We start from the raw sequence: 20,025 nt of genomic DNA on the forward strand, positions 1-20,025 counted from the left end.
GCAAAACGATCCCCGGATCAGTTCAAAAAGTCTTTTAGTTTCTTGGAACGAGAAGGATGACGCAGCTTTCTGAGGGCCTTGGCCTCGATCTGGCGGATGCGCTCCCGGGTGACGTTGAACTCCTTTCCCACCTCTTCCAAGGTACGGGTCCGTCCGTCCTCGATGCCGAAGCGCAGCTTGAGCACCTTCTCCTCCCGGGGGGTCAGGGTGGAGAGCACATCCACCAGCTGCTCCTTCAGCAGGGTGAAGGAGGCGGCCTCGGCGGGCTCGCTGGCATCCTCGTCGGGGATGAAGTCCCCCAGGTGGCTGTCCTCCTCCTCCCCGATGGGGGTCTCCAGAGAGACGGGCTCCTGGGCGATCTTCAGGATCTCCCGCACCCGGTCCACCGGCATGTTCATCTCGTCGGCGATCTCCTCCGGCGTGGGGTCGTGGCCCAGCTCCTGGAGCAGCTGGCGTGAGACCCGGATCACCTTGTTGATGGTCTCCACCATGTGCACCGGGATGCGGATGGTGCGGGCCTGGTCAGCGATCGCCCGGGTGATGGCCTGACGGATCCACCATGTGGCGTAAGTGGAGAACTTGTACCCCTTGGTGTAGTCGAACTTCTCCACCGCCTTGATCAGGCCCAGGTTGCCCTCCTGGATCAGGTCCAGGAACTGCATCCCCCGGCCCACATACCGCTTGGCAATGGAGACCACCAGGCGCAGGTTGGCCTCTGCCAGCCGCTGCTTGGCCCGCTCGCCCTTTTTGATGGCTTTCTCCAGCTCGGTGCGGACCTCGGCGGGGATCTCCTCTCCGGAGCTCTCCAGCTCCTCCATCTGCTCCTTTGCCTCGGCGCCCGCCCCCATGGCCTGGGCCAGGTCGATCTCCTCATCGGAGGTGAGCAGGTTGACCTTGCCGATCTCCTTCAGATACATCCGCACCGGGTCGTCGGTGCCGAAGGCGTCCACCATGGTGTTGGGGTCCACGATCTCTTCCTCAGGCAGCTCCTCGATGGCCTCAATGGTGGGCTCCACGTCGTCGGGCAGCTCGGGGATGTAGTCCTCCCCCACTGTGTCGATGCCCAGGTTCTCCAGAGTATCATAGATCTTGTCCATCTGCTCGGACTCCAGATCCATGTCCTCCAGCACGTCCATCAGCTCGGCGGCCGACAGATTGCCCTTCTTCTTGCCCCGCTCGATCAGTTCGGCCAGCTTTTCCGCACCTGGGATGCCTCCCACCACCTTCATGACCTCCACCTTGCCCGCTTCCATGCGGGTCTCGATGTCGGTCTTGCTCTTCTTCTCTTCCACAGCGGCGGAAGTCTCTGTCTTCTTGGTGCTCATGGCTTCTCCTCCATATATGCTTTTGTTTCCTGATATCTCTTTTGCGCCGCCCTCAGCAGAGCTTCCTCATCTGTCCCGCTGCGGCGCAGCCCCTCCTCCCGGATGAGGGCGATGTAGTCGGCCAGGGCTCTGCGGCTGTTGGCCAGATTTTCCGGCTGCTCGGCCACCCAGGCCAGGTGGGCCATCTCCTCCGGCTCCAGCGCTCCGGCCAGGGCGGGCAGCTGGGTGCTCAGTCCCTCTGCCGCACGGCTGCGCAGCAGGTCAAAGATCCGCCCCAGCAGCGGAGAGGAGAACTCCGAACCCGTCAGGCCCTCCGTCTCCTCCAGCAGGGAGCTGTCCAGCAGGATCAGGCGCAGCACCCCCTCCTCCGCCCGGGCGGAGCGGATGTTGTCGTAGCGCATCCCCCTGGCCTTGGGCTGGAGCTGGATGGCGGGGGACAGGTCCCGCCGCTCCTGCTGCTTTTTTTCCTTCTGGATGCGGCGGCGGAGCTCCTTTTTGACCTCCTGGGCCATGGCCTCGGCGGAGATGCCCGCCATCTGGGCCGCATGGCCCCCATAGATCTCCCGCTCCACCGCGCTGTGCAGGGAGGCGATCACCCCGGTGGCCTCCCGCAGAAACTCCACCCGCTGGCTGTCGTCGCTCAGGTCATACCGGCCCCGCAGCTGCTCCAGCCGGTAGTCGATGTGGTTCTCGCTCTTGTCCAGCAGACGGGCGAAGGCCTCGGGCCCGTATTTCTTGATGAACTCGTCCGGGTCCTTTGCCCCCTTCACCCGGAGGACCTTCACATTCAGCCCCGCCCGCTCCAGCAGGGGGATGGCCCGCTGGGCGGCGGACACCCCCGCCCCGTCGCCGTCGTAGGCGATGACCGCGTCCTTGAAGTAGCGGGCCAGCAGCTGGGCGTGCTCCGCGGTCAGAGAGGTGCCCAGGGAGGCCACCGCGCTGTCAAAGCCCGCCTGGTGGAGGGAGATGGTGTCCATATACCCCTCCGTCAGGATCACCCGCCCCGCCCTGGACTTCTTGGCGATGTTCAGGGCAAATACATTGCGGCTCTTGTTGTACACCGGCGTGTCCGGCGAGTTGAGGTACTTGGGGGTGGAGTCATCCATCACCCGGCCGCCGAAGCCGATCACGTCCCCCCGGATGTCGATGATAGGGAACATGACCCGGTTTCGGAAGCGGTCATAGATGCGGCCGTCCTTGTTGCTCACCGCCAGCCCGGCGTCCAGCAGGTCGGCCTTGTCCCACCCCTGCTCCGCCAGGGCCGTCAGCAGACCGTCCCAGCGGTCGGGGGCGAAGCCCAGTCCGAACCGGGTCAGGGTCCCCCGGCTCAGCCCGCGCCTCTGAAGGTAGGCCAGCCCCGCCGCCCCCTCCGGGGCGTACAGCCACTTGTGGAACACCCGGGCCGCCGCCTTGTTGATGGTCAGCAGCTTTTCCCGCCGCTCCTTCATGCCGGCGCTGAAGCCGCCGGTGTCCGGCACCTCCAGGTTCACCCGCTTGGCCAGCACTCCCACCGCGTCCCGGAAGGGCAGGCTGTCCAGCTCCATGATGAAGTTGATGGCCCCGCCGCCCTTCCCGCAGCCGAAGCACTTGAAGATCTGCTTGTCCGGGGAGACGGAAAAGGAGGGGGTCTTTTCTGAGTGGAAGGGGCACAGTCCCCAGTAGTTGCGGCCCTTTTTGGTCAGGCGCACATACTCGCCCACCAGGTCCACGATGTCAGTCCGGGCGATCAGCTCGTCCAAAAACCGCTCCGGTATGGGCATTTTTCTCCCCCTTCCGCTATTGATGGCCCGAATCCCGGCTCTTTATCCCTATTTGGGGAAAAAGGCCTACTTCACGCCCCATCCCATGGGGATGAACAGCCGGGTGTACTCGCTCACCGCGAAGGGGTCGGTCATCCCTGCGATATAGTCGCACACCGCCCGGTCCACCCCCTCCTCCAGGCGGATCGCCTGGAAGTCGGCGGGCAGCTCATCGGGGTTTTTCTGGTAATACCCGAAGAGCATCTTCAGCATGTCCTGGGCCTTGCTCTCCTCCCCCTTTGCGATGGGGTTGGTGTAGACATTGGCGAACATGAACTCCTTCAGCACCGCCATGGCCTCCCCCACCTGGGGGGACTGACAGATGCGGTCCTGCCCCCGGCTGGCGGAGATGGCGTCCACCACCAGGGCGTTGATCCGCTCCCCGTGGGTAAAGCCCAGCACCTGGGACACCTCCAGCGGGATGTCGATGGGGTAGATCACTCCGCCCCGCAGGGCATCCTCGATGTCGTGGTTGATGTAGGCGATCTTGTCGGCCAGACGGACCACCTGCCCCTCCAGGGTGGCGGCGTCCTCCCCGCCGGTATGGCGCTCGATGCCGTTGCGCACTTCCCAGGTCAGGTTCAGTCCGGCTCCCTCCTTCTCCAGCCGCTCCACCACCCGCAGGGACTGCCGGAAGTGGGCGAAGCCGCCGGGCACGATGGAGTTGAGCAGCCGCTCTCCCGCGTGGCCGAAGGGGGTGTGGCCCAAATCGTGGCCCAGGGCGATGGCCTCGGTCAGGTCCTCGTTCAGCGCCAGCCCCCGGGCGATGGTCCGGGCAATGCGGCTGACCTCCAGGGTGTGGGTCATCCGGGTACGGTAGTGGTCCCCCTCCGGCTGGAGGAACACCTGGGTCTTGTGCTTCAGCCGCCGGAAGGACTTGCAGTAGACGATGCGGTCTGTGTCCACCTGGAAGCAGGTGCGCACGCCGCAGGGCTCCTCCGGCCGCGCCCGGCCCCGGGTCTGCTCCGCCAGGCAGGCGCGGGAGGACAGTGTCTCCCGCTCCCTCTGTTCAGTCTGCTCTCTCAGCGTCATGGTCCCTCCTGTCCCACCCCGCCGGGGGTGCATGTGAGGTCGTACAGTTCCGTACACTTTATCTTATACGAGGCCGCTCCCCATTTTCCTTCTAAAAAATCAAAATTTTTCAAAAATTTTTTTATCCGGGTCCGCCGGCCCCTCCGGCGGACCGCCAAGGCACGTCCTGGAACCGCTCCCCGGTGGCGATGCCCTCCACCGTCCCGGCGGTCATGTCCAGGATGTGTGCCAGATATGCCTCCGCCTTCTCCTCCGGCAGCAAGACAGTGAGGGTCACATCAGCCCCGTACTCCGTCTCCGGGATCACGCCGCCCCAGGCGGCGGTCTCCGACTTCAGGCGCTCCAAAAGGCTGTATGGACAGGGTACCAGCGTCTCCACCCAGCGGCGCACCACCGAGATGCCGGCGGCGTCCAGGGCGTCCTTGGCGCTTTGAGTATAAGCCCGGACCAGCCCCCCCGCCCCCAGAAGGATGCCCCCAAAATACCGGGTGACCACACAGCAGACGTTGGTGACCTCCTCCCGCTGGAACACGTTGAGCATGGGCTGGCCCGCCGTCCCCTGGGGCTCCCCGTCGTCCGAGTAGCGCACCGGCCCCTCCCGCAGCAGGTAGCACCAGCAGTTGTGCCGGGCGTCGTAGTACCGCTTTTTCATCTCCTCGATGCGGGCACGGGCCTCCTCCTCGCTCTCCACACGCCAGACATGGCCGATGAAGCGGGAGCGCTTCTCGACCAGCTCCGCCTCACCGGCCTGGGTGGGGATGTAATACTCTATCATGGGGTCACCTGCCTTTGCACGTTTTGGGGAATACTCGCGGGGCGCGCCTAGATTGGCACAATAGGGGCGGCTGGTGAGAAACCGGCGGGCGCGCATTGCGCGCCCCTGCGCAAAGGCCGAAAATATCATGTAGGGGCGGCCTCCAGCCGCCCGAAAAGCCTTCCCCTCCTCCGGGGGGGAAGGTGGCACGGCGAAGCCGTGACGGATGAGGGGGCGTTCTTCCGCCAGAGCGATTCAATAGCCCGGGCAGGTCTGGAAATCACTCCTGCGGCACATCGCAGACCTGGGACCGGCGGGCGGGGGCAAGCCCCACCCCCTACACAAAGACAGGGAGAAGCACGCACCCCGCAGGGCCCGATGCCCGCATCGGGCCGCATCCTCACGGACGGCGGGCGCACAGTGTGCGTCCCTGCGCAGGGACCGGGGCCGCGGCGCCCCTTAGGGCTCGTCGGGAAAGACTTTGATCTGCAATTCCTTGCAGATCCGAAAGAAAACATCCAGAGATGGGGTCTTTCGCCCACTTTCAATCTCATTCATAAAAGATTGCGCAATCCCCACAGATTTCGCCAACTTATATTGACTCAATCCCAACTCTATTCTCTTTTCTCGAATCACTTCTTTATAGTCCTTCAAAATCCATCACCGTAAGCTATTATAGCTCATAGCTATGTCTATGAAAATATATAGCTTTAAGCGATTGACTTTTCTCCTTAACTCCATTATAATCGCTTTCAGCGATATATTGTGAGGTGCATAAATGATGAACGAGCTCGAACTGCTGGACCATCTGAACGACACGGTCACCCGCATCACAGAGGACACGCTGCTGCTCTCCCTTCTGCTGGACTATATGGACGGCCTCTCCTGCCGCCCGGAGCAGGTTTCCCGGGAAATCTCCGAAAACCTCCTCCAGCGGCTGGGGGACAGCCTGGAGCAGGACGCCGGCGCCCTCCGCCGCCTGTGGCAGTCCTACTGGGTCTCCGGCCGCAGCAGGGCGTACATGCAGTAGTCCCGCAGCCGGCCGTTTTTCCATATGCCGCTGCGCATGACGCCCTCCAGAGCGAAGCCCGCCTTCTCCAGCACTCGGCGGGAGCCGGCGTTGTGGGCGAAGGGCTCCGCGTAGATGCGCACGATGTCCCACGCCTCAAAGCCCGTCCGGCACATCTCCTCCACCGCCTTGGTCATGATGCCCCGGCCCCAGAGGGCCCGGCCCAGCCAGTAGCCCAGCTCGGCCGACCGGCGGCAGACATCCGTGCCCCGGGTGAGGGCCACGCTGCCCACGGCCTGTCCATCCACCACGATGGCCCGGAATATGGCCTGCTCCGGCTCCGCCGCCCTGCACAGGCGGATGAACTCCTCCGCGTCTGACAGTTGGTAGGGGCAGGGGAACACATCCCGCAGGTTGGCGGCCACCTGGGGGTCATCGGCATGCCGGGCGATAGAGGGGGCGTCCTCCGGGCGCCAGGGTCTGAGCATCACGTCCATGGTCCTTTCCCTTTCTTTTCTGAGATGGGGCTTTCAGTCTTCCCAGGGCTCCCGATGGGGCCTCCAGCCCTCCACCAGCGGGCCCAGCTGACCGATCACCTTGGGGGTGCAGACCGCCGCCACATCGATGGTCTCGCCGTACTCCACCGACTCCACCTTGGCCTGCTGGTAGAGCTTGTCCAGCAGCCCGCCCTGGTCGTAGGGCAGATGGATGATCACCCGGCGGGCGCCGTTGTCCAGCCGCCTGCCGATGGCGGCCAGCAGTTCGGGCACCCCCTCGCCGGTCCTGGCGGAGATGGAGACGATGTCCTCCCCGTGGGGCCGGATGTCCCCCAGATACCGGTCGCATTTGTTGAAAACATCCAGGCGGGGGGTCTGTTCGGCCCCCAGCTCCCGGATCAGGTCCTCCACCACCGCCGTCTGGTCCCGCCACTCCGGGTTGGAGGCATCGATCACATGGAGCAGCAGGTCGGCGTACTCCAGCTCCTCCAAGGTGGCCTTGAAGGCCTCCACCAGATGGTGGGGCAGCTTGCGGATAAAGCCCACCGTGTCGGAGATGAGCACCGTGCAGGTGTCGGAGATCTCCAGGGTGCGGGTGGTGGTGTCCAGGGTGTCGAACAGCCGGTCATTGGCCGGGATGGCCGCCCCGGTGAGCCGGTTGAGCAGGGTGGATTTGCCCGCATTGGTATAGCCCACAATGGCCACCACCGGCACCTCGTTCTTGATGCGCCGCTCCCGCTGGGTGGCCCGCACCCGGCGCACATCCTTCAGCTCCTCCTCCAGCTTGGAGATCTTGCGGCGGATGTGCCGCCGGTCGCTCTCCAGCTGGGTCTCGCCGGGGCCGCGGGTGCCGATGGCGCCCTCCTGCCGCTCCAGATGGGTCCACATGCCCATCAGGCGGGGGAGCAGATACTTATACTGGGCCAGCTCCACCTGGAGCCGGCCCTCCCGGGTGCGGGCCCGCTGGGCGAAGATGTCCAGGATCAGGGCGGAGCGGTCCAGCACCGACACCCCCAGGTCCTCTGACAAGACCCTCTGCTGGGAGGGAGACAGGCCGTTGTCAAAGATCACCATGTCCGCGTCCATGGCATGGGCCAGTTCCTTCACCTCAGCCACCTTGCCCTCCCCGATGAAGGTGCGGGGGTCCGGGCTGTCTTTGGACTGGGTCACCACGCCCACGCACTCTCCCCCCGCTGTCTCCAGCAGGGCAGAGAGCTCCTCCATGGAGGCCTCGTCGGCGTTCTCCTCCGGGGCCAGGGCGCGGGAGGACAGGCCCACCAGCACCGCCCTGTTTTTCTTTTCCGTGTTGTTTTCTGTCATAGATCCTCCAAAATGGGATTTTCCCCGTCTGTCAGGAGGCGGTCTGGGCGCTGAGGCCCTTATTTCCTCAGCGCCTCCACGACCTCTCCGATATACATGGTATGGTAGTCCTTCTCAGGATAAAATCTGTCCTTGGCATCCTGGGGGATGGCCTGGGGGTCCATCTCCTGGGCATAGCGCTTGCGGCAGACCAGCACCAGCTCCGCCTCCTCAAAATAGGGGGCCCCGCACTCGGCCTGGGCCACGGTGAAGCCGCACTCCTTCACCTTGTCCACCTCCCGGCCGCTCTTGCTGCCGCACAGGGTGAGGGCCTTGCGCTGCTCCTCCCCGAAAAAGGCCAGGGTGAAATACTCCTCCCGGTCCACGAACTCCTTGGTGTACCGCTGGGGCCGCAGGTAAATGGTGGCCGCCGGGGCGCCCCACAGCACGCCCAGTCCGCCCCAGCTGGCGGTCATGGTGTTGCACCGCTCCGCCGTGCCGGCGGTGATGAGCATCCACCGGTCCCCGATGAGGGAAAATACGTTGTCCTGCAAGCTCTTCACGTCGATCTTCTTCATGATACAGCCTCCTAACTCATTTTTGATCTCATCTGTTAGTTTATGCCCCTCCCTGGGGCGAGGATACTCCGGGCCGACAGCAAAATACGACAAAAAGCCGCACCGATCCACGGTGCGGCTTTTGAGGCGCAATCTCACTTGTCCAGGCCGAACTTCTTGTTGAAGCGGCTGACACGACCACCGGTGTCCACCATCTTCTGCTTACCGGTGTAGAAGGGGTGACACTTGGAACACACTTCCACGCGGATATCCTTCTTGGTGGAGCCAGTCTCGATCACATTGCCGCAAGCGCACCGGATGGTGGTCTGCTGATAATCGGGATGGATGCCTGCTTTCATTGTATCTTCACCTCTTTCTCCATGGAGGGATCATCTGTAAACGCAACTGATATAATAGCATGGATCTCCCGCAAAAGCAACTATTTTTTCAAAAAATTATCCTGACTTTTTTCTCGGCCCTTTTGTCGCCCTTTCACAGAAGGATCAGCTCCCCCGGTTCGAAGAACCAGAGCGCCTTTCGGACCACCTGTTTTCCGGTGATCTCCTCCAGGGCCCGGCTGTACGCCTCCAGCTGAGGGCGGTACTCCTCTCCCCGGGCCGCCACCCCGGACCGGGAGACCCGGTCGCTCTTGAAGTCCACCACCGTGATGCCCTCCAGAGTCTCGAACCAGGCGTCCACTACGCCCTGGAGCAGCACCTCCTCCCCCGGCTCCAGGCCGGGGCAGAACTCCTCCGCCGGCAGCAGCACGGAAAATTTGAATTCCCGGCGGCACACGGGGGCCGACGCCATCTCCCTGCCCAGGGGCGAGTTAAAGAACGCGGAGAGCTGTCCCGGATCGGCCGCCGCCCCCTGCTGGGGGGTGAGGAAGCCGCCGGACACCAGGCGCTCCAGCTCCGCCGCTGCCCGCTCCGGGGTGTCCGTGTCCAGGGGGAGATACTGCATGGCCAGGTGCAGGGCTGTGCCCCGCTGGGCCGGGGTGAGTCCCCGCTCCTCCGCCACGAACTGGGGCCGCAGGATGGAGAGCGGCTGGGGCGGAAGGGCCGCCGGGGCGGCCTCCTCCCGGGTCTCCTGGTCCAGGCTCCGCCCCTTGAGCTGGGTGGCGGTGAGCTTGGAGGGAGTCTGGGAGGAAAGGGAGAACGGATAGTGCCAGGCCAGCGCCTCTCTCAGCCCCTCCGGTTCCGTCTCCGACTCTCCGGGCAGATCCGCGAAGCGGCCCCTCTGCTCCGGAATCTCGGCCAGTGCCGCCCCATCTACCCATCGAATATCCCAGGCGGGCCCCAGAGTCCCCGGGGACACCTCCGGCAGCCCCGCCATGCTCCGCAGGGCGGACGCCTCGGGCCGGGCCAGGGCGTGAAGCAGCACCCAGCCGCCCACGCTCTGCTGGCGCTCCAACGCCATGGGGGAGGGTGGAACAGACAGGTCCTCCCCCAGCTTTTCCAGCTCCTCCGCTCCCCGCCGCAGCGGGATGGAGAGGATCAGCTTCTCTTTGGCCCGGGTCATGGCCACATAGAGCAGACGCAGCTCCTCCGCCATCATCTCCCGCTCCAGCTTCCGGGCCACCGCCTTGCGGGCCAGGGTGGGGTACTCCACCATCCGCTCCCGGTCCAGGCCCCGGGGGCCCACCCCCAGCACCGGATGGAAGAGGACAGGCCGCTGGAGGTCGTCCCGGTTCAGCCGCCGGGACAGGCCGCACAGCAGCACCACCGGTTTCTCCAACCCCTTGGAGCGGTGGATGGACATGATGGTCACACCGCCCCCCTCCCGGCCTGGGGCGGACAGGGACAGTCCCCCGGTCTGGCGCATCCGCTCCAGGCGCAGCAGGAACTGGAAGAGAGACCGGCACCCCGCCTCCTCCAGACGCCCCGCCAGGGCATAGAGGGTGAGCAGGCGGCCCTGCCGCTCCTGCCCCCCGTCCATGGCCCCGAACAGGCCCAGCAGGTTGGTCCGTTCATAGATGTGCCAGATCAGCTGGCGGCAGGTGCGGTCCCCTGCCCCGAAGCGCAGCTCCTCCAGCTCCGTCAGGAAATCCCGGCACGCCTGGTCCCCCCGGCCGGCGGCCTGGACCACAGCGGAATAGAAGTCCCCCTCCCCCTCCGCCCGGAGCAGAGCCAGCTGATCTCCTGAAAAGCCGTACACCGGGGAGCGCAGGGCCGCGATCAGCGCCACATCCTGGCGGGGATTGTCCACGATCTGGAGAAGGGACAGGGCCACATTGATCTCGGTGGAGGCAAAGAAGTCCTCCCCGCCCTCGGCGGACCAGGGCAGCCCCGCCTCGTTGAGGGCCCGGATATAGTGGTGGAGCACCGCCCCCGGGGAGCGCAGGAGAAGGAGCACGTCAGAGGGCTCCGCCCGCCGCTGCCCGCTCCCCTCCGTCAGCATCAGCTCCCCGTCCAGCAGCTCCCGGATACGGCGGGCCGCCCAGCGGGCCTCCAGCAGATTTTTGTCCGCCCGTTCCCCTTCCTCCTGGTCCCCCAGGAAGGACAGGTCCTCCAGGTCCAGCTCCACCTGCCAGTCTCCCTCCGGCGGGAAGGCGGCTCCCGGCGCCAGCGCCTGGTCCTGGGTGTAGTCCAGCTCCCCGAATTCAGTTGACATAATATTTCGGAAGAGGTCGTTGGTCCCCTCCAGGACCTCCGGCCGGGAACGGAAGTTGCGGGTGAGCACCACTGTCCGCTCCTCCCCCTCCGCCGCCTGGTCCCAAGGTTTGAAACGGCGGTACTTGTCCAGGAAGATGGTGGGGTCGGCCAGCCGGAAGCGGTAGATGGACTGCTTCACGTCTCCCACCATAAACAGCTTCCGCCCCCCATCGGACACGGCAGTGAAGATGGCGTTCTGCACCTGGTTGGTGTCCTGATACTCGTCCACCATCACCTCGGCGAACCGGCCGCTCCAGTACCGGGCCAGCGGGCCGGGCCCTCCGTCCCCGTCCTGGGTGAGCAGCCGCAGGGCCAGATGTTCCAGGTCGGAAAAGTCCAGTACGCCCCGGCGCGCCTTCTCCCGGGCGTAGTCCTCCTGAAAGCGGGCCGTCAGCTCCATCAGGCCCTGCACCGCGGGCCGGGCCAGGGCCAGGTCGGCCAGCAGCTGCCCGCTGTCCCCGCCCAGGTCCTCAAAGAGCTTGTCCATCTGCTTCTTGCAGCGGGTGCGCAGTCCCTTCACCCGCTCCGCCGCCTCCAGGTCCTCCACGCCCTTTTTCCGCCCCGCCGCTGGGAACTCCACTGGCAGGGCCCGGTACACGCCGTCCCAGCTGTCCGCCGCCAGCAGGGCCCGCACCCCCTGGATGGACTGGGAGAGACTGGGGCCGTAATTCTGGCTGAGCACGCTGTCCCGGCCGGTGAGCTCCAGCGCCCGGAGCAGCAGCTCCAGGCAGCGCTCCCCCTGCCGCCTGGCGTCGGCCAGCAGCAGCGCCCCCCAGGGGGTGTCCCCCGCGTCGGTGACCCCATCCAGCTCCCACAGGCGGCTCTGGTCTGCCAGCCAGCCCGCCGGGTCCGGGTGGCTCTGGATGCGGCCGAACACGTCCAGCACGATCTGCTCCAGGCGGCTGTCGTCCCGCCCGGCGGCCATGGTGTCCACCAGGGCGGCAAAGTCCCCCTCCGGGTCCAGATCCTCGTACTGGCGGTCCAGGGTCTCCCCCAGCACCCGGGCCATCAGGACCGCGCCCTCCCCCTCGTCGCACAGCCGAAAGTCCGGGTCCAACCCGATCTGGTGGCCGCTCTCCCGCAGCAGAGCGGCACAGAAGGCGTGCACCGTGGAGATCTGGGCCTTGTAGACCAACGTGGTCTGCCGCCGCAGGTGCCGGTCGTTGGGCCGCTCCGCCAGCCGGTCGGACAGCTCCTGAGCAATCCGGGCCCGCAGCTCTGCCGCAGCCGCCCGGGTATATGTAATGACCAGGAAGTCGTCGATATCCGCTCCCTCCCCGGTCACCTGGTCCAGCAACCGCTCCACCAGCACCCGGGTCTTGCCCGAGCCGGCCGCAGCCGACACCAGCAGTCCGCCCCCCCGGTCATGGACTGCTCTGCTCTGTTCCTCTGTCAAGGCAAAGGCCATCTGCGCGTCCTCCTCTCTCTGTCCGCTCCATTCACAGGATCAACACCAGCGTCCCTGCCGTGATGAGCAGGCCGCCTATGACGGTCTGGACGGTCACCGCCTCCCTCAGCACCACAAAGGCCAGCACCATGGAGATGACCACGCTGAACTTGTCGATGGGGATGACCCGGCTGGCCTGGCCGATCTGAAGGGCGTGGAAATAGCACAGCCAGGACAGGCCGGTGGCCAGGCCGGACAGGAGGAGGAACACCCAGCTCCGGGTGGAAATATCCCCGATCTCATGCTGCTTCCCTGTCAGGAACACAATAGCCCAGGCCATCACCAGCACCACCACGGTGCGGATGGCGGTGGCCAGGTTGGAGTTGATGCCCTCCATCCCCAGCTTGGCCAATATCCCGGTCAGCGCAGCGAACACCGCAGACAGGAGCGCAAAAACTACCCACATATCCCTTTTCTTCCTTTCTTCCGCCCTCTGGAGGCTCAGAGATCCAATTCCTTCAAAAACCGCTCGATGCGGATACCCTTGTTCTTCTCCACCTCGTTGCGGTCCAGACAGACCAGGCGCTCCACCGTATCCATGGCCTTCCGGGCCGCCTGCTCCAGGCCGGTCCCGGCCAGCAGCTCTCCTACCAGGACGGCAGAGAACACATCGCCAGTGCCGGGAAAGTGGACCTGGATGAAGTCGAAGGGCAGGGTGAAGTACCGCCCCTGCCGGTGACAGTAGCCCCACACCACGTGGCGGCCGGTCTCCGCCTCCAGCCCGCTGGTGATGACCACCGATCTGGGCCCGCAGGCCAGCAGGGCGTCCACCACCTCCCGGGCCTGATGCCGGTCGAGGGCCTCCGCCCCCCGGTACCGCTCTGTCAGGAACTCCGCCTCCGTCAAATTGGGGACGATCACGTCAGCCACTCCGATGAGGCGGCGCATGTTCTCCACCGTCTCCTCGGTGACGCCGTTATAGAGCTTCCCTTCATCCCCCATGATGGGGTCGGTCATCACCAGCAGGTCCTCCTTCCTCTGGCTCTCGATGAAGGCGCGGATAATGTCCACCTGCTCCGCCGAGGCCAGAAAGCCCGTGGTGATGCAGTCAAAGGAGAAGCCCAGCTCCTTCCACACGGCAATGGACTTTTTCATATAGTCGGTGGTATCCAGGATGGTGAACTTCCCATAATCCAGGGTGTTGGACACCAAGGCGGTGGGGAGGTTGTAGATATTATGCCCCATGTGGGACAAAATCGGCAGCATGGCGGCCAAAGCGACCTTTCCATATCCCGGCATGTCGTTGATGATCAAAATATTCTTGTTCTGCTGCATGGTCCATTCCTTCTTTTTTCGTCGTTCTGCTTTTCCGGTTTTCCTGTCACAGCCGGACCGCCCAGTCCCCGTAATCAAAGGTGCCGCCGCCGTGGCGGAGCTTTCCCTGCTCTTTCAGCCCGCGGAAAGCGTCCCGCACACGGCCCAGGAGCTCCGGCCCGATGTCCAGGGCGTGGTGGGCAGGGAGCAGGCGCTCCATCGGCAGGCAGGCGGTCCGCTCCAGGGAACTCAGGTATTCCTCCGGGTTGGTAGAGGGGTAGCAGGCGAACAGGGTGCCTCGATAGACTAGATCTCCGGAAAAAAGATAGCCCCGCTCCGCCTCCCAAAAACACATGTGGCCAGGAGAGTGGCCCGGCGTGTGGAGCACCTCCAAGGTCCGCCCGCCCAGCTCGATGCGGTCTCCGTCCCGCAGCACGCGGGCGGGATACCCCTGGAACAGGGTGTACCGGCTCACATCAAAGTCTTCCGGCAGGCAACAGCGGTCCGCCACCATGGCCCGGACGGCCTCCACGGACAGCGGGAACCCGCCCGACAGCCAATTCAGCTCTGCCTCGTGGGCGTAAAACTCCGGAAAGTACCGGTGGCCCCCGATGTGGTCCCAGTGGATGTGGGTGGCTACCGCCGCCACCGGCCGATCCGTCAGACGGTCCACCGCCTGCCGGATGTCGCAGATCCCCAGCCCGGTATCGATGAGCAGGCTGCGCTCCCTTCCCCGCAGCAGGTAGCAGTGAGTCTCCTCCCAGTGGCGGTACTCACTGAGGATGTCCGTATCCTCATCGATCCGCTCCAGCGTGAACCAATCATCCATCTCTGTCTTTCCTTTCCAATTCCTACGGGATCTGTGCGCCGTCCAGCAGGAAATCCAGCACGAGGGGATTGAAGGTCTGCCAGTTCCGCCGAGCCACGAAGTGGTCCCCGGGCAGGATGGCCAGCCGGCTGTCCGGGATGGCGGCGGCGATGGCCCGGGTATGGCCCTCCCGGATCATGTCCCGCTCCCCTGCCACCACCAAGGCGGGCATAGGGAGCCGGGCAAGCGCCTCCGTGGGGATGTGGGGCTGGGTCACCATCAGGTCCAGCATCTCCCAATTCGCCCTGGCCTTCCGGCTGAACAGGGCTGGCACCCGGCACATTCCCCAGCCCAGCACGATGGGCAGCTGGGTGGTCAGCTTCACGCCGGAGGGGCACAGGTCCGCCCCATTGAGGATCAGCTTTTCCACATACTCCGGGTATTTCAGGGCGAACAGCAGAGCGATGTTGCCCCCGTCGGAGAAGCCTAGCAGGTGGCATCGGGTAATGCTCCTCCCGTCCAGGAACTCCTTCAGATCCTCCGCAAACTGCTCCAGGGTGAAGGGGGCAGTCCCTCTGGGGCTCTCCCCATGGCCCCGGGTGTCCACCGCGATGACCCGGAAGTGCTGGGAAAAGGGTCCCATCTGCCGCTTGAAATAGGTGTGGTCCTCCCCGTTGCCGTGGAGGAGCACCAGCGGGAATCCCTCCCCCGCCTCTACACAGCACAGCCTGATGTCCATCACAGTCCTCCTCTCACAGCCCTGTGCCCACCAGGGGCAGCACGTTGATCACGGGCTCCTCATAGGGGTGGGCCTCCTTCACTGCCGCCAGGGTCTCCCTTAGCCGCTCCCCCCGGCAGCACACCTCGATCTTCAGCTCCTGCTCCTGGGACAGCTCCCCAGGGATGCCCTCAAAGGGGTCCGCCCCCTCCAGGGGCCTCCAGCAGCTGTTCACCCGGCTCCAGCTCAGGCACCGGTCATACTCCCCGATGTGCCCGGCGTCCACCGACCACAGGGCCTGACGGACAGCCGCGAAATAGTCCTCCGGTACAAAGATCTCCAGCTTATAAAAACGATGTTCCATCTGCTGCACCTCTCTCAGTCTGTCTCCCGCTCTACGTTCTCCCAGAACTCCTGGGCCTTGACCCCCGGCAGCCAGCGCCGACAGTCCCCGCCTCTGCCCTCCTCAAAGTGGCAGGCGGCGGCGTAGTCGCAGAAGCGGCAGGCGTTCTTCTCAGGCCCCCGCCAGAAGGGATCGGCAGCGATGTTGCCCGCCGCCAGTTCCCGGCAGATCTCCTCCAGGACTTTGCGGGTGTGCTTCTCCAGCCGCCCCAGCCGCTCGGCGCTCACCAGGGCCTCGCCGGTGATCTCCCCCGTGCTTTTGGACACCCGCAGGGGCAGGAAGCGGTAACCCCCCGGCCCTGGCCGCTCCATGGCCTCCAGCACCGCCCCGTCGGAGAGGACCAATCCCCGGCGGACCAGCTCTTTGTCCACTGCCTTCTGCCGCTCCTCCTCGCTCATGGTCCGGCTGCCCCGGACCACCGCGTCCCGGGCAGGCAGGTAAAGCACCCCCGCCCCCTCTACCGGCAGTCCGTAGAACCCCTCTCCCCGCTCCTCCAGGGCGAAGAGGTACAGAAGCATCTGGAGGCCCAGGCCGTTCCACACCTCCGTCAGGTCAAAGCTTTTACGACCGGTCTTGTAGTCCACCACCCGGAGGTGGAGCCGCCCGTTCTCCACCCAGCCGTCCACCCGGTCCACGAAGCCGGAGACGCTGATGGTAACCCCCTCCGCCGTCAGCTCCACCGGAGGCAGCTCCCCCCGGCTCCCAAAGCCCAGCTCAAAGGAAATGGGCCGGAATCGGGAGGCGCACAGCTCCTGGGCCACGTTGTCCACCACCGCCTGGACGGAGCGCAGCAGGCGGCGGAACAGATAGCGGAAGCGCTGGCTCTGGTGCTCCAACCCTCCCAGTTCCTCTGCCGTGTAGCGGTCCACCGCCGCCCGTACCGCCGCTCTCAGCCGCTTTTGCAGCTCCTCCCCCCAGCTCTCCTCCCCGATGGGGCAGCTCTGGAGCACATGCTCCAGCACATAGTGGACGAAGGTGCCGTACTCCGGCGCAGTGAATCCGGCAGGCTTCCGGGGCTCCGCCTGGAGGCCGTAGCGCATGAAGTAGGAGAAGTGGCAGGACTTGTACTTGTCCATCCGGGAGGCGGACATGGGTACCCGCTGTCCATACAGCCGGTCCACCGCCCCCCGGGTCAGCCTGCCTCTCTCCCAGCGTCCGGCCCGTTCCAGCCGCTCCACCTGGGGGGCGTACTCCGGCAGGGACCCCATCACCCGCCGGACTGCCGGGCTCCGCCCCGCCAGCTCCAAGGCGGGCAGGGGGGCCGCCATGCGGAAGGAGTCCCCCAGTCCCTCCTCCCGCACCTCTGCAAGGCCGGGGAAGAGCAGCTTCAGCCGCCCCACCAGGAAGCAGGACCGCCGCTCCGCCCCCCCCGCCCCCTGGGCGGGCCAGGTGAGAATCAGACGCCGGCTGGGCAGGGCGCAGATCTGATACAGGGTGGTCATCTCCCGGTAGAGGCGCTCCTCCGCGCTCTGGTTCAGCTCCAGGCCGTAGGAGGCCAGCAGGGTGCGGTCGTCGTCGGAGAGCAGGCCGGGCTCCGCCCCCACCTGGGGGATGGAGCTGTCGTCCGCCCCCAGCAGGAAGAGCACCTTCACCCGGTGGCCGGTCTGCCGGGTGGTTTCCCCCGCTGTCACCCGGTCCAGGGAGACCGGGATAGTGCCCACGTCATACTGAGAGAGCACCAGCTGGAACAGACTGGAGAACTCCTCCAGCTCCATAGGCACCTCCCCGGTGAGGGCGGCACACTGCTCCAGCCCGCCGCACAGGATCTCCCAGAGCTGGCGGTACTCCTCGGCCAGCGCGGGCTCCCCCCGCCGGCGCAGTTCCTCCACCCGCTCTCCCAGCCGCCGGGGCAGGCCGATCTCCTCCAGAAAGCCGTAGAGAGCCATAGCCTGTCCCCGTCCTGTACGGGCCGAATTTTTCCGCAGCCTCTCCAGCGGGGCCGCCACCTGCCGCCGGGCCCGGTCCACCCGCTCCAACAGGGCCTGGTCCTCCTCCGTCATGGGGAAGCCATAGCCCCTGGGGTGCATGGTCCAGGGCTTCTCCTGCGTCCACCGGCTCCCCCGGATGTCCCACTTCAAGACATAGTTCTCCAGCAGATCCCGGTCCTCCTCCCCCAGGTCGGTGAGGCCGGTCTTGAGATAGCGGAACACGTCGTCATAGACATATCCCCCCGCCACCGTGTCCAGCGCCCCGGTCACCAGAGCCAGGACGGGCTTATCCAGGATCTCACTCATAGAGGAGGAGAACACCGGCACCCCGTACCGGGCGAACACCGACTCCACCAAATCCTGATAGGTCCTGTAGGATCGGGCTACCACCCCGATGTCCCGGAAGCGGAGCCCCTCCCGCCGCACCAGCTCCAGGATGCGGGCCGCAGTCCACTCCACCTCTCCCCGGGGCGTCCGGGCGGCAAAGAGCTCCACTGCCCCCTCCGGCTCCCGCTCCAGGCCGGGAGCGTGGGCGAACAGGGCCTTTTCCAGGAAGTCCAGATCCGCCGCCCGTCCTCCTCCCTCCGCCGCCAGGTGCTCCACCTGGCTGGGGACGCGGCGCTCCCGGGCCGCCCGCAGCAGCTGGGCGGCCGTTCGGCGGGCGGGGGAGAAGATGCCGGTCCCCCCCTCATCCTCCTCCAGATGGTCACAGGTGAGGGTGACCGTCACCGAATGGGCCTGCTCCAGCAGGCGGGAGAGCACCTCTATCTGCTGGGGAGTAAAGTCGGTGAAGCCGTCCAGCCACAGGTCCCTCCCCGCTGCCCAGGGGCAGTCCTTCAGCTTCTCCGCCGTCCGGGTCAGCCGGTCCCTGGGGTCCAGGGCCACCTGGGCAGTGAGGGCATCGTAAGCCCCGCAGATCAGGGACAGGTCCCGCAGCTTCTCTCCCTCCGGTCCCTCCGCCTCACAGCCCGCCCGCTCCAAGTCTGCCGGGGAGACCCGGCAGCTCTTCAGCTCGTCTACAGTGGCGATCAGGCTGCGGAGGAAAGAGGCCCGCCCCGCTGAGCGGGCGCACACGGTGAGCTGGGCCGCCACCGACTTCACTGCCCGGTGCATCAGCAGCAGGCGGCCGCCTGCGTCCAGCTCCGCTTCTCCCAGCCCTCCGGCCGCCAGAAAGACCCGGTTGGCCAGGCGGCTGAAGGAGAGCACCTCCGCATACAGGGATACTCCGTTCCCCCCCACCTTGCACAGCGCCCGCTCTGCCTCGTGGGAGTTCTGCTCCGGCACCAGCAGGACCTGGGGGCGCTCCGCCCCCGCCCCGCACATGCGGCGGTAGACGGCGGTAGTCTTCCCCGATCCCGCCCGGCCCAGTATCAGCTTCAGCACGGTCCTCGCCCCTCTCCAGCCTGTTTTTCAGCTATACGCATTGTAGCACAAAGCCCCCCGGAGAGAAAGTAATTTCTCTTCGGGGGCCCGCTTGTCCCTCCCGTCCGCCGGACAGCTGGGTCTCATTTCAGTCCCTTCCGCTCCAGCAGCTGGATCAGGCTGCTGTTGACCAGCTTTTGGGCCAGCAGTTCCCGGAACTGGACGGTCTTTTCCTTCCGCTGTCCTCTCAGCTCCTCCAGACGCTGGGAGATGGACTGCTGCTCCTCCTCCAGTCCACAGGCCAGGTCCTCAAAGGCCGCCAGCCGCTCCAGCGCCGCCTCCAGGCGCTCCGTGGGGCAGAGGACCCGCCCCCCTTCCCGCAGGGTGTACCGCTCCATATTCTTCTCCTCCTTATTCATGGACTTCCGCCCCTTCTTCTTTCTCCCAAGCGCAGGGAAATTTACATGTATATGAAACGCTCCAAAGCATCCAGAGATCGAACTCATTTTTTCTGCGTATGAACAGCGGCCAGCCTCAAATCATGGAACAAAAATGGCCATTTTCCTGAAATGTTAACATACGTTGCTTGCGGCAACGGGCCGCTCTCTATATAATTATGGCAGAGAACAGATGGAAGGAGACCATCCCAAATGCTCAACGAAAACATAAAAGCGATCCGAACATCAAAAGGACTTTCCCAGCAGGAGCTTGCTGTCAAGCTGAACGTGGTGCGGCAGACGATCTCAAAATGGGAACAAGGATTATCTGTCCCCGACTCTGACCTGCTGATCTCTCTGTCGGAAGCCCTTGAGACCCCCGTGAGCACCTTGCTGGGAGAAACCGTCATGGAGTCGGACGTTGATCCCCTGAAAGCCATCTCCGCAAAACTGGAGGTGATAAACCTGCAGCTTGCGCAGAGAAAAACCACAAGGAGGCGTATCCTGCATTGGCTCCTCCTATCATTGTGCGCGGTCATAGCGGCCATCTTCGCCTTCTTGTCGGCCCTGAACAGCCCTTACTTAGGCTGGGATTACAGCGATCCCGAGACCGCTGTAATCGGGGTGGCCCTTCACGGGTTGGAATGGCTGTTCGTCAGAGCGGCCCCCATCATCCTGATCGCCGCGATCGTCGGGATCTTCTTGACACGGAAAAAGGGATAGCTCCCCATTGGGTCAGACT

General features: G+C 65.1%; 19 protein-coding genes. 2 read left to right on the forward strand and 17 right to left on the reverse strand.

All coding sequences use genetic code 11. The annotated features are described in order from the left end of the window. Positions 1 to 17 precede the first annotated feature (17 nt). The 5 genes from rpoD to NE584_RS09460 all read right to left on the reverse strand — a co-directional run bounded on the left by rpoD (position 18) and on the right by NE584_RS09460 (position 5,546). Positions 18 to 1,253 carry an RNA polymerase sigma factor RpoD gene (rpoD, locus tag NE584_RS09440; RefSeq protein WP_242850390.1) on the reverse strand — a complete coding sequence of 412 codons (1,236 nt, stop codon included), beginning with the start codon at positions 1,251 to 1,253 and terminating at the stop codon, positions 18 to 20. Between the two features lie 68 nt (positions 1,254 to 1,321). Next, positions 1,322 to 3,085, reverse strand: coding sequence for a DNA primase (gene dnaG, locus NE584_RS09445; protein ID WP_050623780.1), 1,764 nt, complete (start codon positions 3,083 to 3,085; stop codon positions 1,322 to 1,324). A 66-nt stretch (positions 3,086 to 3,151) separates the two neighbouring features. Continuing rightward, positions 3,152 to 4,156 carry a deoxyguanosinetriphosphate triphosphohydrolase gene (locus NE584_RS09450; RefSeq protein WP_050623779.1) on the reverse strand — a complete coding sequence of 335 codons (1,005 nt, stop codon included), beginning with the start codon at positions 4,154 to 4,156 and terminating at the stop codon, positions 3,152 to 3,154. A gap of 121 nt (positions 4,157 to 4,277) precedes the next feature. Further along, complete coding sequence (locus NE584_RS09455) at positions 4,278 to 4,931, reverse strand: YigZ family protein (RefSeq protein WP_108980772.1); 654 nt, start codon at positions 4,929 to 4,931, stop codon at positions 4,278 to 4,280. Positions 4,932 to 5,369: 438 nt separating this feature from the next. Next, positions 5,370 to 5,546, reverse strand: a complete 177-nt coding sequence (locus NE584_RS09460; RefSeq protein WP_256182686.1) for a helix-turn-helix transcriptional regulator — start codon at positions 5,544 to 5,546, stop codon at positions 5,370 to 5,372. A gap of 142 nt (positions 5,547 to 5,688) precedes the next feature. Here NE584_RS09460 and NE584_RS09465 point away from each other — a divergent pair, with 142 nt between their 5' ends. Continuing rightward, a complete protein-coding gene (locus NE584_RS09465) occupies positions 5,689 to 5,940 on the forward strand; it encodes a hypothetical protein (protein ID WP_108980770.1) in 252 nt (83 codons plus the stop codon). Here the strand turns inward: NE584_RS09465 and NE584_RS09470 are convergent. The 12 genes from NE584_RS09470 to NE584_RS09525 all read right to left on the reverse strand — a co-directional run bounded on the left by NE584_RS09470 (position 5,901) and on the right by NE584_RS09525 (position 19,265). After that, positions 5,901 to 6,407, reverse strand: a complete 507-nt coding sequence (locus tag NE584_RS09470) for a GNAT family N-acetyltransferase (protein ID WP_256182684.1) — start codon at positions 6,405 to 6,407, stop codon at positions 5,901 to 5,903. The two genes, NE584_RS09465 and NE584_RS09470, sit on opposite strands and share 40 nt — an antisense overlap. 42 nt (positions 6,408 to 6,449) lie before the next feature. Further along, positions 6,450 to 7,736 carry a GTPase HflX gene (hflX, locus tag NE584_RS09475; protein WP_108980768.1) on the reverse strand — a complete coding sequence of 429 codons (1,287 nt, stop codon included), beginning with the start codon at positions 7,734 to 7,736 and terminating at the stop codon, positions 6,450 to 6,452. A 59-nt stretch (positions 7,737 to 7,795) separates the two neighbouring features. Next, positions 7,796 to 8,293: a flavin reductase family protein gene (locus NE584_RS09480; protein WP_108980767.1), complete on the reverse strand. Its 498-nt coding sequence runs from the start codon at positions 8,291 to 8,293 to the stop codon at positions 7,796 to 7,798. 134 nt (positions 8,294 to 8,427) lie between these two features. Continuing rightward, entirely contained in the window at positions 8,428 to 8,631 is a 204-nt protein-coding gene (gene rpmE, locus NE584_RS09485; RefSeq protein ID WP_050623772.1) for a 50S ribosomal protein L31, read from the reverse strand. 133 nt (positions 8,632 to 8,764) lie between these two features. Then, positions 8,765 to 12,334: a helicase-exonuclease AddAB subunit AddA gene (addA, locus tag NE584_RS09490; protein ID WP_108980766.1), complete on the reverse strand. Its 3,570-nt coding sequence runs from the start codon at positions 12,332 to 12,334 to the stop codon at positions 8,765 to 8,767. A 31-nt stretch (positions 12,335 to 12,365) separates the two neighbouring features. Continuing rightward, entirely contained in the window at positions 12,366 to 12,779 is a 414-nt protein-coding gene (locus NE584_RS09495; RefSeq protein WP_108980765.1) for an EamA family transporter, read from the reverse strand. Positions 12,780 to 12,814: 35 nt separating this feature from the next. After that, a complete protein-coding gene (locus NE584_RS09500; protein ID WP_108980764.1) occupies positions 12,815 to 13,648 on the reverse strand; it encodes a pyridoxamine kinase in 834 nt (277 codons plus the stop codon). Between the two features lie 46 nt (positions 13,649 to 13,694). Continuing rightward, the gene (locus NE584_RS09505) at positions 13,695 to 14,456 is read right to left on the reverse strand and encodes an MBL fold metallo-hydrolase (RefSeq protein WP_108980763.1); all 762 of its coding nucleotides are present in this window, start codon (positions 14,454 to 14,456) and stop codon (positions 13,695 to 13,697) included. Between the two features lie 22 nt (positions 14,457 to 14,478). After that, a complete protein-coding gene (locus NE584_RS09510; RefSeq protein ID WP_050623766.1) occupies positions 14,479 to 15,174 on the reverse strand; it encodes an alpha/beta fold hydrolase in 696 nt (231 codons plus the stop codon). A 13-nt stretch (positions 15,175 to 15,187) separates the two neighbouring features. Next, complete coding sequence (locus NE584_RS09515; protein WP_050623765.1) at positions 15,188 to 15,517, reverse strand: cytochrome c biogenesis protein; 330 nt, start codon at positions 15,515 to 15,517, stop codon at positions 15,188 to 15,190. A gap of 14 nt (positions 15,518 to 15,531) precedes the next feature. Continuing rightward, complete coding sequence (locus NE584_RS19695; protein ID WP_108980762.1) at positions 15,532 to 18,867, reverse strand: PD-(D/E)XK nuclease family protein; 3,336 nt, start codon at positions 18,865 to 18,867, stop codon at positions 15,532 to 15,534. A 122-nt stretch (positions 18,868 to 18,989) separates the two neighbouring features. Beyond that, positions 18,990 to 19,265 carry a hypothetical protein gene (locus tag NE584_RS09525; RefSeq protein WP_108980761.1) on the reverse strand — a complete coding sequence of 92 codons (276 nt, stop codon included), beginning with the start codon at positions 19,263 to 19,265 and terminating at the stop codon, positions 18,990 to 18,992. Positions 19,266 to 19,496: 231 nt separating this feature from the next. Here NE584_RS09525 and NE584_RS09530 point away from each other — a divergent pair, with 231 nt between their 5' ends. Then, positions 19,497 to 20,006, forward strand: a complete 510-nt coding sequence (locus NE584_RS09530) for a helix-turn-helix domain-containing protein (RefSeq protein ID WP_108980760.1) — start codon at positions 19,497 to 19,499, stop codon at positions 20,004 to 20,006. Positions 20,007 to 20,025 lie beyond the last annotated feature (19 nt).

The organism is Clostridium sp. DFI.5.61 (assembly GCF_024462915.1).
Classification (GTDB): domain Bacteria; phylum Bacillota; class Clostridia; order Oscillospirales; family Oscillospiraceae; genus Lawsonibacter; species Lawsonibacter asaccharolyticus.